The following is a 14955-nucleotide window of genomic DNA, read 5'->3' on the forward strand; positions in this document are numbered from 1 at the left end:
ACGCGGTGGAACAGGCCGGCCTTGGCAGCCGCTCGCGGCGCAGGCTCCTGGTAGCTGCTTTGATCCCCGTCCTGGCTGTCCTTGCTGTCCGCACCTGGCTGGTGGAACCCGTGGCAGTCTCCTCGGACAGCATGGCCCCCACGATTCCCCCGGGCGCCGTCGTGTTCGTGTACAAGCCGGCGGCAGCTGCGGGCCTGATCCGCAATGGCGTCGTCGTCGCCTTTGCCAGCCCCGTCGATGGCCGGACGGTGATCAAGCGCGTGATTGCGGGAGAGGGGCAAAGGGTAGCCATCCGGGATTCGGAACTGTTCGTCGATGAAGTTCCCGTCGTCGAGCCATTCATCGATCACAGCCGAATAGACGGCACATACTTCGGGCCCGAGACGGTACCTGCCGGAAGTGTCTTCGTCCTGGGGGACAACCGCGGCGTGTCAATAGATTCCAGGGACTTCGGAGCAGTGCCGATAGCGGCGATCCAAGGCACCTTGCTGACCGGGCAAAAGTAGCTGGCCGGCCAAAAGTCGACGCGTCCCGGACTGCGGCGGTGACGCCCGCTGCCGCGCGTGATCCGCTTCCGCTGCAGTCATGCGTTTCGCTGCTGTCCCTGCTGCCCCTGAACGGGGTCCTGGGCGCTCCGCGCAGACACCGTGAGGGTAGCAACACGCTCCAGCCCGGGATGCTGGTGATCGCCGCCGTCCACGACGCCGGTCTCCCACCATAGTTTCAGCCCTTCCGGTACCACCTCCAAGTGGGCCAGGTTGTTTTGGAACCACGGACCCCTGACGCCGGACCAGTGAAACGGCGGGTCCGGTACCTTTGCCGAGCGCGCAACCAAGGCGCCCACCGGCGTGGCCAGACCGTAGGACATGATGGCCGCGAAGGACCTCATCAGTCGGGGCAGCGGGTTGCGGATGGGGGAGCAGACCGCCTGCAGGATCCGGCTGCCCGAGGCACGGTCCACTTCCGCAACGTAGGAGTAGTGGACGTCCCCGGAAAGGAACGTGATGGTTTCCGGTGCCGGGCCGCGTTTGCCATCGGCCACCTCGCTCGCCATGGCCGCCATTTCCCGGAAGCTGTTTTGGAATGCGCCCCAGTGTTCAAGGTCCAGCACCTGGCGCACCTTCTCGCCGGCCCGGGCAGCACGTTTTCCCCACGCACCTTCAGAGACGGCCTCATTCCACGACTCGACGTAGTGCAGGCCCATCGGCAACAGGAAAGGCAGGGACGTCGCCACGAGCACGTGGCGGAAACCGCCACGCATCCGGGCATCGACCCAGGCCATTTCCGGCGAGTCAACCAGCGCCCGGTCGTCCGGCGTCAGGTCCCGGGCTGCGCGGGAGTCAACCACGATCAGCCGGGTGTCCCCGAAATCGCGGCAGTAACTCCACCGGTAGGATTTCGGGTCCCGATCAGCCCGCTCCGCGAAGCTGTCAAGCTCTGCGCCAACGTCGATCTCATCCTCGCTTGCGTGCCGGACAATCCTCTGCCAGACAGCATCGTCCGCCCGTTCCTGCGGCGACAGGTTCCCCAGATGCTGATAAACCCAGTACGAGGCCAGCCCCGCGACTATGCGCTCATGCCACCATGAGGTCGCTTCCATTTTCTTCTTCCAGCTCAGCGAGGTATTCCAGTCGTCGCGGATGTCGTGGTCATCGAAGATCATGGCGCTGGGCAGGGTGGACAGCAGCCACCTGTTCGCGGGGTCGGACCAGGCTAGAAAGTAAAGGTGGGCGTACTCCTCGTAGTCCTTGAGCTCTTCGCCGGGGGGTGCCTTAATGTCCCGTCGGGCGCGGATGAACTCCTGCATCTGCTCGCTGGTCAAATCGGCGTACACCTGGTCTCCGAGGAAGGCCACCAGATCCGGCCACGGCAAGTCACCCCCGGAGGCCATCCTCAGTGCGTAGGCGCGCAGTGAGTCCACGCCGTGGGTCCGGTTGCCGGAGGCATCGTGCGGCACGCTGGTCCTGCAGGAGCCGTAGGCCAACCGCAGCGGCTTGCCGGTGGTCAGCGTGGCGATCATGGACGGCGGGAACCCGGACGAGGGATCGGGCCAGACCTGTGTTCCGTTGACATCGAGGGCGTAAGGCGTGACCGTACCGGGTTCCAGACCGTCTAATTCCACCAGGGCGTAGTGGTGACCGTGAACTGCGAACGTACGCGCGGCCCAGTCCCTGCCGCCGGCACGGATGGAAACCCTGGCAGCAGAATGGGTCTCCACCCAGACACTCGCCGACGTCTCATCCACGTACCGCACCATAGGGCCGAGCACCAACGGGGAGGTTGTCATGAATCAGTTGTACCCGCTCCGGCCGGATGCGGCCATGGCGTCAGGGATTAGACGGCTGGATTGCCCCTAACGTGGTTCCTTGCGTCCTTGTCCTTCGGCAGGGCCACTGTCGGATTCGTTTCTGTCTGTCTCGTTAAGGCTCAGGGCCAGTTGGTCGTGAAGCCTGTTGATCTGGGCCGTGAGGAGGGCAAACTCCTCGCTCCTGGAGGGTTCGGCCGCCTTCTTTCGCGCAGCGGTTGCGGCGGTCACACTCTCTATCAGCCAGGACGACACTGACGCAGTGACCATGCTCAGGACTGCAAACCCGCCGACCATCAGAGCCGCCGCCGCCCACCTGCCAAGAACGGTGACGGGGAAATAGTCCCCGTAGCCGACCGTCGTGATGGTGACAATGGCCCACCACAAGGATTCACCCATCGTGGTGATATTTGCGTTCGGGGCGTCCTTTTCGAAACTGAGAACGCTCAGCGCCACCGTATAGACGAGCAGGAGGGCGGACGCAATGACATAGGCCATGACGCGCGTTCTGATGGCAGTGCCCGGGGCCCGTTCCATGACCTGGCGCAGCGTGAATGGGCGCAGGAGCCGCAGCGGCCTCGCAACCGGAAGTACCACCATGAGCAGGTCCATGGGATGGCGGACGAACCACCGGCCCCGCTGGGGCGCCAGGAGCAATTTGATGAGATAGTCGACGCCAAAAGCGGCCCACGTCGACCAGATGACAAGCATCAGAACTTCGGCGTAGGGGGAGGGCGGGTCCACTATGACCAGGATGGAGTAGGCCGCCAGGAAAGCAAAGGCCGCGCCGACCAGGGGCCATTCGGAATGCTTTTGCCATGTCTGTTGCGTCATGGCTGAATCGTAGGACTTTGTTCCCCGGATGTCCTCAGGTAATTGCCGCCAGTCCTGTGCCCTCTGCGGCCCACTCACCCTCTTCAAGGGTGCCCCGGGCGGCCGACGGAACAAGGCCTGCCGCCAGCCAGAGCCCGCGCAGCAAGGACAACAGCGATGACAAGTGAGTGGGGCAGCGGTACATTGGGGTTCTGAGGTGGCGGACCGCGCTGGGACGGCAGACCACGGCAGGCCAATTTGGCAGAACCTGCGGAGGCTGAGAGCCATGGCGGAAGATCAGGGCAAGCGCGCGACCGGACGCGGCAATACTCACCAGGACCAGGCGCATCGCCACTTCATCCCCAGCAGGCTGGGCACAGCGGAGCAGAACGCCCTGCAGCGAATTGAGGACTTCAATGATCCGCGCCAGGAATGGCGGCGCCTGTTTTCGGAGCTGTACGGCACATTCCTGCTCGTGATTGTCGCGGCCGGCGGCGGAATGATGAGCCAGGCCTTCCCCGGAGTCATCAGCCGCACCGCTGCCGTGGTGGCCCCCGGCCTGATGGTGATGGCGATCATCCTGTTCATGGGCAAGGTCTCGGGTGCGCATCTGAACCCCGCTGTCAGCATCGCGTTCGCGCTCCGCGGCGACTTCCCGTGGCGCCGGGTCCCTGGCTACATCGTCGTTCAGCTCATCGGCGCGACGCTGGCCTGTCTGCTCCTGCAGGCCGTGATCGGAGTATCCGCGACCTACGGTTCGAACTACCCGGCGCAAGGCTATCCGGCGACCGCCGCGTTTTGGATGGAGGCGCTGCTCACGATGGTGCTGGTCAGCGTCATCCTGGGGACTGCCTCCGGAGCACAGAATATCGGGATTCTCGGGGCGTTTGGCGTCGGCGGGTACATTGCGTTGGCCGGCCTGTGGGGCAGTCCCATCTCCGGCACGTCGATGAATCCGGCGCGAACGTTCGGGCCTGATCTCGCGAGTGGCAACTTCAACGACTATTGGGTGTATGTCGCCGGGCCACTGGTCGGCGCAGCGGCTGCCGTCGGAATCGCCTTCATCCTGCGCGGCCCGGGCGGCGGGCGCTCAGGCTCAGGAGCTGCGCAGGGCGCTCTATTCACCGCAGCCGCCGAGGAAGAGAAGCCGTAGCGCCTGCTAGGACCTCCGGCAAGGCCTAGGTTGGCGACAACGCAATTCGCAGCCGAGTAGATTGTCAGAGTGAAAGAACAGTATTTGGCGACGGCGTATCCGCAACTGCGGCTCGACAGCCATGCCCTCGAGAACAATATCCGGGTCATGGCGCAGTGGTGCCGGGAACGGGGCGTGGAACTTGCCCCGCATGTAAAGACCACGATGTCGGCGCCGATCATCGAGCGGCAGCTGGCCGCTGGCGCGGTCGGCGTTACCGTCGCCACCGTGGATCAAGTCGCCTCAGCCCTGGCTTGGGGACATGACCACATTCTCGTCGCCAATGAGATCGTCGACAGGTTCGGAATGGTGCGTGTCCGCACGTGGCTGGAGGAAGACGCCGGCCGGGAAATCCGGTGTTTTGTCGATTCGGCAGCCGGGGTCGAGGCGGCGGCGGAAGTCTTCGACGGCGGCGCGGTCGACCTTGAGGTGCTGATCGATGTCGGCACACCCGGCGGGCGCACGGGAGTGCGCAGCCTGGACGAGGGTCTGGTACTGGCTGAGCTGGTCCGGGCCACGCCGGGGCTGAGGCTGGTGGGTGTTGCCGGTTACGAAGGAGTCGTGCCCAACAGCAGGGCGGAGGATAAGGTCACAGCCGTTGACCGACACTGCCGACTGGTGCGGGACGTGTATCTGGAAGCGGCGAAGTTCTTTGAGGCCGCCACTCCCATCTATTCAATGGGTGGGTCCGCGTTCCCGGACCGCGTCGTTGAGTTCCTTCCCGCCGGCGGCCAGGTGCCCGGAACACGGATTATTCTGCGCTCAGGTTGCTACGTCACCCACGATCACGGCACCTATGCCGCGGTCAGCCCCGTTCCGGGGCTCATCCCGGCGATTTCCGTTCGCGCCGTCGTCCTGTCCACCCCCGAAGAGGGGATGGCTGTTGTCGGTGCCGGCAAACGGGATCTTCCCTACGACGCCGGACTGCCAACCTTCCTCTCGGCCCGGACGGCCGACGGTATCGAAAAGAAAGGCGCAGCCGCAGGGGTGCGGAATCTCTACGACCATCACGCAGTCCTTACCGGAGTCACCGGACTCGATGTCACCGATACCGTGGATTTCGGCCTATCCCATCCCTGCTCTGCGTTCGACCGCTGGCCCGAATACGTCCTCACCGACCGTGACGGTCACGACCTTGAGGTGTGGCACACAGACTTCCGCCGATCGTCCCTGGCGACAGTCCCTGGCGCCGACTGATTCTGGCCCGTCACTCCTTCAGGCCCTTAAGCCTTGAGCTGCCGGGTCAGCACTTCGAATTCCTCGACGCCCAGGATCTGCATGTGCTGTTCCGCGCTGGTCTCGGCGCGGATTTTGCCGGCAGCCTGCTCGCTGCCGGCAAGGGCGTCCGCGTCCTCCCACAGCGTGATGGACAGTGACTTGTTGTCTTTCCCAAGCAAGTAATAGATGCCCAGGCATCCCGGCAGCTGGAGCACCCGGTTGACGGTGTCATCGGTGGGGGCCCCGGAGCTGTCCGGGCCGGGCTGATACGTGCTGACACGAGCGAACATGACTGTCCTCCTAGATCCAGGTCCGACGGTTGGAGTCCCTGCCGCCCGAGCCGATGAACCGGGGAGCTGGATCCTTGGGATATCGCGCCCTGGTGGCCGGCGGCCTGGTCTCCTCCCACCAGTAAGGACCCGTCAGCCTGGATGCACAAGGCTGGAATTGGCGTCCCCGCGCAGCTCTGGGCCTACAGGCAGGAAACGCGCGGAGAAGCGAAAGGCCGCTTCGAACCCGTCTAATGCATGCGGCAGGGTTCCGGCGGCAGCCGCGGCGCCGTGGCCGATTCGCTCACGAGGACGCCGACGGCGGAAGGGCCTGGGCGCCGTCGTCAGCGGAGTCCGCTATGGAAACGGACGCGTGACGCGGAATAGGTCCGGCGCTGCGGTAATCCCCGTAGCGCCGGATCTATTGCGTGTCGCCGGTCCGAAAACGTAGCGAAAACAGCGGAACCCAGGGCAATGAGAGTGTGTTCCGTGCGGCGGCCAGCCCGCGCCCGGCTCAGGAAGCGGGCCCGGCCGGAGCGTCGGAGTGCGGGCATCCTGCCCGTGCACGCGCGTGCTCGACGTCGGCGGCGCTTTGAAGTTGCCCGCGGGCCCGCAGTCCGGCCACGACACCGTCAACGTCGGCGTCGGGCCGGTTCTGGCTGAGCTTGTGCTTGGCCTCGATCCGGGTGATGAGGAGTTCGACGCCGACGATCGCGCGCAGCTGCCCGGCAATGTAGCGCTCGGGGGCATCGTCGACAGTCCACGGCCGCTCGGAACCGGCTTCATTGTGATCGCTGAGCCGCCGCACATGGCTGGCGAGCCAGGCCGGGTCGTCGTGGATGACGAGGTTGCCGTACACGTGCGCGGTGGAATAGTTCCAAGTCGGCACCACTCGTCCGTGCACTGCCTTGGACGCGTACCACGACGGCGAAATGTAGGCGTCGGCACCCTGGATGATGGCGAGCGATTCGCCGGCGGCAGGTTCGGACCACTGGGGATTGTTGCGGGCGAGGTGCCCGTGCAAGGCACCATGTTCACCGGACGTCGGGTCGAAGACAAAAGGCATCAGCGTGGCGAGGATGCCGTTCGCCGTTGACGTGATCAGGTTGGCTGCGGCCGGGCGGCTGAGCAGTTGCCGGACTGAATCGGGGCTGGCAGCGAAGTGTGCGGGGATGTACACGGGGATCTTCCGTTCGGATCGCGGATCGGACAAGGGTTGCGGAGTTCGGGGCGTGGGCGCGGTGTGCGAGGTTCGGGCGCCGGCAAAGGGGCCGGGGAAACCGGGGGGTCAGCGGGACCGTTGTGCCGCCACCTCCACCACCTCCGCCATCTCCTTGGCCCTCGGCGGGCCGGAGCGGGAGCGGACAGCCAGGCCGGCACAGAAAACCACCGCGGCGCCGCCGATGATGGTGGTCCAGGTCAGGTCCTCGCCCAGTATGAGCCCGGCCCAGCAGATGCTCAGCACAGGCTGGAAGAGCTGGATCTGGCTGACCTGCGCCATGGGGCCGATGGCCAGGCCGCGGTACCAGGCGAAGAAGCCGAAGAACATGCTCACGACCCCAAGATACGCGAAGGCCGCCCACTGCACAGGAGTGGCGGATGGCGGCTGCCCGGCCATCGAGAAGGCCGCCATACCCACCATCAGGGGAGATGCGAGAACAAGTGCCCAGGAGACGGTCTGCCACGCGCCGAGTTCGCGGGCCAGCTTGCCACCTTCGGCGTAGCCGATCGCCGCTGACACGACGGCGCCGAAAAGCAACACGTCCGCCAGCTGCAGTTGTCCGATGCCGCCGGACTGCGCGGATGCGAAGCCGATTGCTGCCACCGCACCGACGCCGGTGATGGCCCAAAAAGTGATGGACGGGCGTTCGTGGCCGCGAAGGACTGCCATCGTCGCCGTCGCCGCCGGGAGTAGCGCGATGACGACCGCGCCGTGGCTGGCGGGAACGGAGACCAGGGCGAACGAGGTCAGCAGCGGGAAGCCGACCACCACTCCGCCGGCGACGACGGCGACGCGCGCCCACTGGGCGCCGCGGGGCGGACGCTGCCGGGTCAGGGCGAGCGCGCATGCGGCGAGGACAGCAGCGACAACGGCCCGGCCCGATCCGATGAACAACGGAGCCAGCCCGGCAACAGCCACGCGGGTGAACGGAACCGTGAAAGAGAAGGCCGCGACGCCGAGCAGTCCCCACCACAGCCCTATCGCCGGCCGGGCGGATAGCGGTTGATCAATTACAAGGGTAGCGCTACTATTGGCTCTCATGGACAACGATAGCACCTCGCGCATTGCGGCACGGCTGCGGGAGTGGATTGCAGATGCGGCGCCCGGCGCCCGGCTGCCCTCGACGCGGTCCTTGGTTGCCGAATACCAGGCCAGCCCCGTGACCGTGCAGAAGGTGCTCCGCATGCTCGCCGCGCAGGGCCTGATCGAGAGCCGTCCCGGCGTCGGGACCTTTGTGCGGGCCGTCCGGACAGCCCGCCCTGCGGACTACGGCTGGCAAACGTCCGCGCTGGGCTCGCCACAGGCGCCGCTGCGCCCCGTCTCCACCGCAATGCGCAGCGCGCCGAATGATGTCATCGCCTTCCACTCGGGCTATCCGGAGCGGGAACTCCTGCCCGAGCGCCTGGTGCGGGCGGCCTTGACGCGCGCAGCCCGGGGTGAGGCGGCCCTGGCGCGTCCGCCCGCAGCGGGCCTGCCCGAACTGCAGTCGTGGTTCGCGCACGAACTCCGGGCCGCCACGCCGGCCGGCGTCACGCCGCCAACGCCGAGCGACGTGATCGTGCTCCCCGGCAGCCAGAGCGGGCTCAGTTCCGTGTTCCGGGCACTGGTTGGCAGCGGGCAGCCGCTGCTGGTGGAATCCCCGACATACTGGGGGGCTATCCTGGCTGCGGCGCAGGCCGGTGTCCGGGTTGTTCCGGTGCCCAGCGGCCCCGAAGGCCCGGACCCCCAGGATCTGGCCCGCGCCTTTGACGAGACCGGGGCGCGGGTGTTCTACGCGCAGCCGAACTACGCCAATCCCACCGGCGCGAAGTGGCCGGCCCCGGTGGGCGAGCAGGTCCTTGAGGTGGTGCGCGCTTATGGGGCGTTCCTGGTTGAGGACGACTGGGCGCATGATTTCGGCATCACCACCGTTGCCGCGCCCGTTGCCGCCCATGACGATTCCGGCCACGTTGTCTACCTTCGCTCGCTGACCAAGAGCGTGTCCCCGGGCATCCGCGTTGCCGCGGTGATCGCCCGCGGCCCGGCGCGCGACCGTATTCTGGCGGACCGCGGCGCCGAGTCGATGTACGTCAGCGGGGTCCTGCAGGCGGCCGCCCTCGACGTCGTGACGCAGCCGGCGTGGCAGACGCACCTGCGCGGGCTGCGGCACCAGCTCCTGGTCCGCCGGGACCTGCTGGTCAGCAGCCTGCGGGAGCATGCCCCCCAGGCACACGTTGAGCATGTGCCCACGGGCGGGCTGAACCTCTGGGCACGCCTGCCCGACGGGACCGACGTCGACCAGCTTGTCCGTGACTGCGAGGCTGCCGGGGTCATCATCGCCGCCGGCACCGAGTGGTTCCCGGCCGAGCCGGCGGGACCGTACATCCGGCTCAACTACGCCGGACCCAACCCGGGTGCCTTCCGGGAAGGCGCCCGGATCCTCGGCCAGGTCCTCGACCATACCGCCGGCAGGTAGGGCGGACCCCCGGTTGACTCGCAGTGGCTACCCTGGGGCCAGCAGTTCCTGGGGCTCCGCGATGGTCACCAATTCCTGCACGGCCGCGGCCAGCCCGGCATCGAGCGTCACAAACGCGTCTGCCTGAAGCCGGGTCAGGGCTACGTATTCGGCGTCGACGGTGTCCTCCCATCCAAGCTGCTCGGCGAGCCTCCACGCAGCACGCTGCAGGACACGGTCGCCGAGGAGCCGGATGCGAAGGCCCCGCAGGTAGTCGAGCTGACGATCGGCGTCTGCCTGCGTCAGCTCGCCCCGCCGGACCGACTGGTACAGGAGCGAGAGCACCTGCGAGCGAAGGAGCGTCGGCGCCACCAGTTGGTGATCGTCTGCGATCGCCGCCCCGCCGCGGGCGAGAAAGAGGGCCACATCCGGGCCAATCACGAAGCGGGTCATCGTCACCTTCAGCCGGCGTTGCGGGGAACGAACATGATGACGGCGACCCCGAACAGGCAGATCACCGAACCCAGGACGTCCCACCGGTCGGGCCGGAAGCCGTCGAAGATCATGCCCCACGCCAGGGAGCCGGCCACGAACACGCCGCCGTACGCGGCGAGAATGCGTCCGAAGTGGGCGTCCGGCTGGAGTGTGGCGGCAAAGCCGTAGATGCCCAGCGCCGCGACGCCCAACCCGGCCCACCACCAGTCCCGTCCCTCGCGGACGGACTGCCAGATGAGCCACGCCCCGCCAATTTCAGCTGCGGCGGCCAGTATGAAGAGCATGATCGTTTTCGCTATGGTCACGTCTTCATGATGGCACTGGCCCGTGGCTTATCCATGCGGGTGCGCGCCGACGCGTCCGCCGAACCGTCATGCGGGGTCATCGCTTGCATCACCAGCCGCTCGGGCCTATAACTTTAAGGTTCAAGTAAACTTGGCCGGGAAGGCCGTGTAACTCGATGCCGTCTTGCCGGACGACTCCGACCTGGCCGCCGTCTGCACGTCTTGCCGAATACCTCCTGCCTGATACCTGTTGCCCAATATCTGAGGACCCCAGATGACCCTTGCGCCAGAAACCATTGCAAAGCCGAAGGCTGCCGCACCATCGGCATCCGTGCGCAGCCGCGTTTCCGTGCCGCTGCGCTTCCCGGACGGATTTGCCGCCGAAGCCGAGGTGCTGACCTTCAGCGGGCTCGCCGATGGGAAGGAGCACCTGCTGCTCGCCTTCGGCGAGTGGGAGCAGGCACTGCAGGACGCGATGCGGGGCGGTGCCGGACCCCTGGTGCGGCTGCACAGCGAGTGCCTCACCGGCGACGTGTTCGGGAGCCTGCGATGCGACTGCGGCCCGCAGCTGCGGGAGGCCGTGGAGCGGATTGCCGCCGAGGGAGGCTTCCTGCTCTACCTCCGCCAGGAAGGCCGCGGCATCGGCCTGTATTCGAAGCTTGACGCCTACGCCCTGCAGGACGGAGGCCTGGACACCTACGAGGCCAATCTGGCCCTGGGTCGCGGTGAAGACGAGCGGGACTACACGGCGGCGGCCCAGATGCTGGGCGCAATGGGCGCCGGCCCGCTGCGGCTGCTCAGCAACAATCCGGACAAGGCTGCCCAGCTGACCGGCCTCGGCATCGAGGTATCCGGGCAGGTAGCCACCGGCGTCCACGCGTCTGCGGCCAACCTCCGGTATCTGGCCGCAAAACGCGACCACACCGGCCACACGCTCGTGCTCCCGTCCGACGCCGGACCCGTCCACAGTGCGCGGGACGCCAACAGCGACGCCGCGGCTGCCGCCCGGGTCGGGGCTCCGGCAGCGGCGGCCGTCCCGTCCCATGACGAAATGATCGCCCGCGCCCAGGGGCTCGTAGCAGGCCTGCGCGAGCGGGCCGAAGAGACGGAGCGCCTTCGCCGCATTCCGGACGCCACGGTGGTTGAGTTGCATGCAGCCGAAATGTTTCACACACTCTCGCCGAAGGCCGTTGGGGGATTCGGCATGGGTCTGGAGACCTACGTGGAGGTGGTGCGCCGGCTCGCCCGGGGATGCGCCTCCACGGCATGGAGTGTCGGCCACCTGATAGAGCACGTCTGGATGCTCGCGCGGTGGCCCCGGGAGGCGCAGGATGAGGTCTTCGCCAACGGACCGGCTCCCTTGGCAGCCGCTACCGGTGCGCCGGCAGGTGTGGCCAAGAAGGTCCCGGGAGGCTTTGCCATCACGGGCCGGTGGACCTTTGCCTCCGGGGTCATGCATTCACAGTGGGCGCTGCTCGCCGCACAGCACGGCAGCGTGCGCTTGCAGTGCCTCGTGCCGCTGGCCGACGTCGAACTGCTCGACGTGTGGCAGACGGCGGGGCTGCGGGGGACCGGGAGCAACGACATCCGGGCCGAGAACCTGTTCGTCCCTGAACATCGAACGCTGGACTGGGAACTCCTGGGCGCGGAAGCCAACCCGGGCAGCGCGCTGCACCAGGACCCGCTGATCCACACGCCCATGGGCCCGCTGCTGAACATGGTGGCCCCGGCCGCCGCCTTGGGGTCCGCCGAGTACGCCCTGGAACTGTTCCGCGAGCTAATCATGGTGCGCAAGGTCAAGCACACTGTGGAGGACCGCCAGGCGGATTCACCGCTCGCGCAGGTCCGCTATGCCCAGGCCTCCGGGCTGGTTGCCACGGCGCGCCTGCATTGGCAGGAAGCGGTCCGGGTGGTCGCGGTTTCCCATGCCCGCACGCCCTCAATGCTGACGGAGAGGGAGCGCGGGGAATACCGGCTTTCCCTTGCGCTGAGCGGCGAGGCGTCGGCCGAGGCGGTCCGCCTCATCGTGACGGGATCCGGCGGGAGCGTCCACCGGCTGTCGAATCCGCTCCAAAGGATTCAGCGCGACGTCAATGTCTTGATGAACCATGCGGCGCTCACCAGGGATCCCGTCCTCGAGCAGGCGGGCCGGGGACTCCTGGGCCTGGGGTTCACGGTGCCCTCGTTCTGACTGGGCCCCCGCACAAAAGGCGGCGGACGTATGGAAACTTGAAGCTTCAATCAAATCGGGCTACGATATTTTCATGACTCAGACAGCCGACCGGCCTCCCGTACTCTTTCTCAGCCATGGAGCGCCCCCGCTGGCGGACGACTCCACCTGGACCCGCGAACTCAATGAGTGGTCCGGCACGTTCGGCAAGCCCAGGGACATCCTGATGGTCTCCGCCCACTGGGAGAATGCCCCCGTGACGCTCAGTGCCACCGGGCGTGATCCCGGGCTGGTCTACGACTTCGGCGGCTTCGCCCAGAAGTACTACGAGGTGGCCTATGACGCGCCGCAGGCGCCCGAGCTGGCCGCTGAAGTGGAAAAGCTCGTGGCCGCTCACGGCCATCACGTGGCGCGCGACGAAAGCCGCGGACTGGACCACGGAGCCTACGTTCCGCTGAAAGAGATGTACCCGGCAGCAGACGTGCCGGTGGTGCAGATGTCCATGCCGACGCTCGATCCGCAGGGATTGTTCGACCTCGGGGTCTCACTGGGGCCCCTGCGTGATCGGGGCACACTGATCGTCGGATCCGGATTCACCACGCACAACCTACGCTGGTTCAATCCCGCCGGCGGGCCGGACAGTGCCCCGCCCGCAGTCTCGAGCGAGTTCGACCACTGGGCAGAGGAAGCCATGGCCCGGGGCGACGTCGACTCCATCCTGGACTTCCTCAACAAGGCGCCGGCAGCCCGCGAAGCGCATCCCCGCAGCGAGCACTGGGCTCCGCTCTATGTTGCCCTCGGGGCCGCCTACGGCTCGGGAGACATCCAGGCCAAGACGGCGATCGACGGGTTCTGGTTCGGGCTGTCCAAACGCTCGTGGACCCTGACCTAACCGTGGGGCCGACGCGCGATCACCCGCGTCGCACAGCCCAGCAGTCGACCAACGCAACAGTCGCACAACGTAACACAGGGAATGACCCGCACCGGGGGCCGGTTGTGAACCCCAGTGCCGGTTCGCCCGCACGCCAGAGACCTGACATGAACAACACCCACGAATTCCAGGAGCGCAAAATGACGATTGCAGTAACAGGTGCCACGGGACAGCTGGGCCGGCTGGTCCTCGAAGAACTCCTCAGCAGCCAGGAACCGGGCTCGCTCGTGGCCGTGGTGCGCGACGCCGCGAAGGCCGAGCAGCTCCGTGCCCGTGGCGTCCAGGTGCGTGTGGCGGACTATTCCGATGCGGTGGCGCTCACGGAAGCCCTTAAGGGCGTCGACAGACTCCTGCTGGTCTCCGGCAGCGAAGTTGGCGCCCGCGTGGCGCAGCACGGCAACGTGGTCAGCGCGGCCAAAGCCGCAGGCGTCGGGTTTATCGCCTACACGTCAGTCCTCGCCGCGGACACCACCGAGCTGATCCTGGCGCCCGAGCACAAGGCAACAGAGGAGCTGATCCGCGCGTCGGGTCTCGACAACACGATCCTGCGCAACGGCTGGTACACCGAAAACTATGCCCAGACCGTGGCCACGGCCAGGCAGACTGGCGTCGTCGTGGCCGCGGCCGGGGACGGCCGGGTGGCCAGCGCCACGAGGGCCGACTATGCCGCTGCCGCCGCGGCGGTGCTCAGCTCCACCGGACACGAGGGCCGCACGTACGAGCTCTCCGGCGACTACGCCTGGGACTTCAAGGAACTGGCGTCGGCGATCACCAAGATCGCGGGCCGGGAAGTTGTCTACCAGCCAGTCTCGGCACCCGAGCTGGTTGAGGTCCTGACCACTGCCGGCCTCGACGAGGGCACTGCAGGTTTCCTCGCCGCCCTAGACACGGACACGAAGGCCGGTCTGCTGGCTACCGTCACGGGCGAGTTGTCCGGGCTGATCGGACGGCCGACGACGCCGCTGCTGCAGGCCTTGGAGGCCGCCACCGCGAGCTAACGCCTTCGCCGAATTGCCGGCAATGGGCATAATGAAGGCGTGGATCCTCTGCACGGCCGGGGCATAGACGGCCAGTTGGCGCGGGCCTCGACTGATGGGTTCCGTGGAACCGCCAGCTGATTTCGGGCAGGCCGGTGGCGGGGCGTGGACGGACGGCCCGCTGGTCCTCGGCGTGCCGTGGGAATTCGAAGAGCGGCTGGTACGGGCCGCCGCGGGGATCGCCGCGATCATGGGGGCGCACCTGATCTGCGCGTTCGTGGACCCGGCCAGCTATCTCACGGAGTGGGAGCCTGCCGGATTCCTTGACGGCACTTCCCTGGATCCTGTCCACAATCTGGAAGCCGAATTCCCCGCCTCGCAGCTGCTCAGCGGCCTCGAGGGCATTCTCGGACCGCCGGGCGGGGCATGGTCCTTCAGGGTGCTCAACGGGGACGTCGCCCAGGCCCTGGGCCGGCTGGCGGAGAGCACGGATGCAGCCGCGCTGATAATCGGCGGACAACGGCCCGGGCGGATGGCCCGGATGGGCCGGCTGCTGGAGGGCTCGGTCAGCGTGTCCCTGACACGTCTGCAGGCCAGGCCCGTGCTGATCATTCCGCACTTGGGGCCGTAATCCGCGCCAGGCCA

The 14955-nt window shown here is 67.0% G+C and carries 15 protein-coding genes; 8 read left to right on the plus strand and 7 right to left on the minus strand.

The genetic code is table 11. The features are described 5' to 3' along the window. Positions 1-5: 5 nt before the first annotated feature. Positions 6-506 carry a signal peptidase I gene (lepB, locus tag MRBLAR12_RS01290; protein ID WP_229995308.1) on the plus strand — a complete coding sequence of 167 codons (501 nt, stop codon included), beginning with the start codon at positions 6-8 and terminating at the stop codon, positions 504-506. 77 nt (positions 507-583) lie between these two features. On the opposite strand, the gene MRBLAR12_RS01295 is transcribed toward lepB, so the two are convergent. Beyond that, positions 584-2287 carry an alkaline phosphatase D family protein gene (locus tag MRBLAR12_RS01295; RefSeq protein ID WP_364742875.1) on the minus strand — a complete coding sequence of 568 codons (1704 nt, stop codon included), beginning with the start codon at positions 2285-2287 and terminating at the stop codon, positions 584-586. Between the two features lie 66 nt (positions 2288-2353). After that, positions 2354-3139: a potassium channel family protein gene (locus MRBLAR12_RS01300; RefSeq protein WP_229995294.1), complete on the minus strand. Its 786-nt coding sequence runs from the start codon at positions 3137-3139 to the stop codon at positions 2354-2356. 265 nt (positions 3140-3404) lie between these two features. Here MRBLAR12_RS01300 and MRBLAR12_RS01305 point away from each other — a divergent pair, with 265 nt between their 5' ends. Further along, positions 3405-4271 carry an MIP/aquaporin family protein gene (locus tag MRBLAR12_RS01305; RefSeq protein ID WP_229995293.1) on the plus strand — a complete coding sequence of 289 codons (867 nt, stop codon included), beginning with the start codon at positions 3405-3407 and terminating at the stop codon, positions 4269-4271. 69 nt (positions 4272-4340) lie between these two features. Then, complete coding sequence (locus tag MRBLAR12_RS01310) at positions 4341-5507, plus strand: alanine racemase (protein WP_364742879.1); 1167 nt, start codon at positions 4341-4343, stop codon at positions 5505-5507. A 26-nt stretch (positions 5508-5533) separates the two neighbouring features. On the opposite strand, the gene MRBLAR12_RS01315 is transcribed toward MRBLAR12_RS01310, so the two are convergent. The 3 genes from MRBLAR12_RS01315 to MRBLAR12_RS01325 form a co-directional block, all read right to left on the minus strand. After that, entirely contained in the window at positions 5534-5818 is a 285-nt protein-coding gene (locus MRBLAR12_RS01315; protein WP_229995291.1) for a hypothetical protein, read from the minus strand. Between the two features lie 493 nt (positions 5819-6311). Next, positions 6312-6977, minus strand: coding sequence for an FMN-binding negative transcriptional regulator (locus MRBLAR12_RS01320; RefSeq protein WP_229995307.1), 666 nt, complete (start codon positions 6975-6977; stop codon positions 6312-6314). A gap of 108 nt (positions 6978-7085) precedes the next feature. Then, positions 7086-8060, minus strand: coding sequence for a DMT family transporter (locus MRBLAR12_RS01325; RefSeq protein WP_364742883.1), 975 nt, complete (start codon positions 8058-8060; stop codon positions 7086-7088). Between MRBLAR12_RS01325 and MRBLAR12_RS01330 the strand changes: the two genes are divergently transcribed. Beyond that, the gene (locus MRBLAR12_RS01330; RefSeq protein WP_364742885.1) at positions 8059-9474 is read left to right on the plus strand and encodes a PLP-dependent aminotransferase family protein; all 1416 of its coding nucleotides are present in this window, start codon (positions 8059-8061) and stop codon (positions 9472-9474) included. The genes MRBLAR12_RS01325 and MRBLAR12_RS01330 overlap by 2 nt on opposite strands. 27 nt (positions 9475-9501) lie before the next feature. On the opposite strand, the gene MRBLAR12_RS01335 is transcribed toward MRBLAR12_RS01330, so the two are convergent. Together MRBLAR12_RS01335 and MRBLAR12_RS01340 are read right to left on the minus strand one after the other, a co-directional pair. After that, the gene (locus MRBLAR12_RS01335; protein WP_229995568.1) at positions 9502-9906 is read right to left on the minus strand and encodes a type II toxin-antitoxin system VapC family toxin; all 405 of its coding nucleotides are present in this window, start codon (positions 9904-9906) and stop codon (positions 9502-9504) included. Between the two features lie 8 nt (positions 9907-9914). Continuing rightward, positions 9915-10253 (minus strand): YnfA family protein, encoded by a 339-nt coding sequence (locus MRBLAR12_RS01340; protein WP_229995567.1) that lies wholly within the window; start codon positions 10251-10253, stop codon positions 9915-9917. 253 nt (positions 10254-10506) lie between these two features. Here MRBLAR12_RS01340 and ribA point away from each other — a divergent pair, with 253 nt between their 5' ends. The 4 genes from ribA to MRBLAR12_RS01360 all read left to right on the plus strand — a co-directional run bounded on the left by ribA (position 10507) and on the right by MRBLAR12_RS01360 (position 14941). Further along, complete coding sequence (ribA, locus tag MRBLAR12_RS01345; RefSeq protein WP_364742890.1) at positions 10507-12423, plus strand: GTP cyclohydrolase II RibA; 1917 nt, start codon at positions 10507-10509, stop codon at positions 12421-12423. 73 nt (positions 12424-12496) lie between these two features. Beyond that, positions 12497-13294: a dioxygenase gene (locus tag MRBLAR12_RS01350; RefSeq protein ID WP_229995566.1), complete on the plus strand. Its 798-nt coding sequence runs from the start codon at positions 12497-12499 to the stop codon at positions 13292-13294. Positions 13295-13473: 179 nt separating this feature from the next. Then, the gene (locus tag MRBLAR12_RS01355) at positions 13474-14331 is read left to right on the plus strand and encodes an SDR family oxidoreductase (protein ID WP_364742893.1); all 858 of its coding nucleotides are present in this window, start codon (positions 13474-13476) and stop codon (positions 14329-14331) included. 103 nt (positions 14332-14434) lie between these two features. Continuing rightward, on the plus strand, positions 14435-14941 hold the full coding sequence (locus MRBLAR12_RS01360) for a universal stress protein (protein WP_229995564.1): 507 nt from the start codon (positions 14435-14437) through the stop codon (positions 14939-14941). Positions 14942-14955 lie beyond the last annotated feature (14 nt).

The sequence above is a fragment of the Arthrobacter sp. LAR12-1-1.1 genome (assembly GCF_040676555.1).
In the GTDB taxonomy this organism is placed as follows: domain Bacteria; phylum Actinomycetota; class Actinomycetes; order Actinomycetales; family Micrococcaceae; genus Arthrobacter.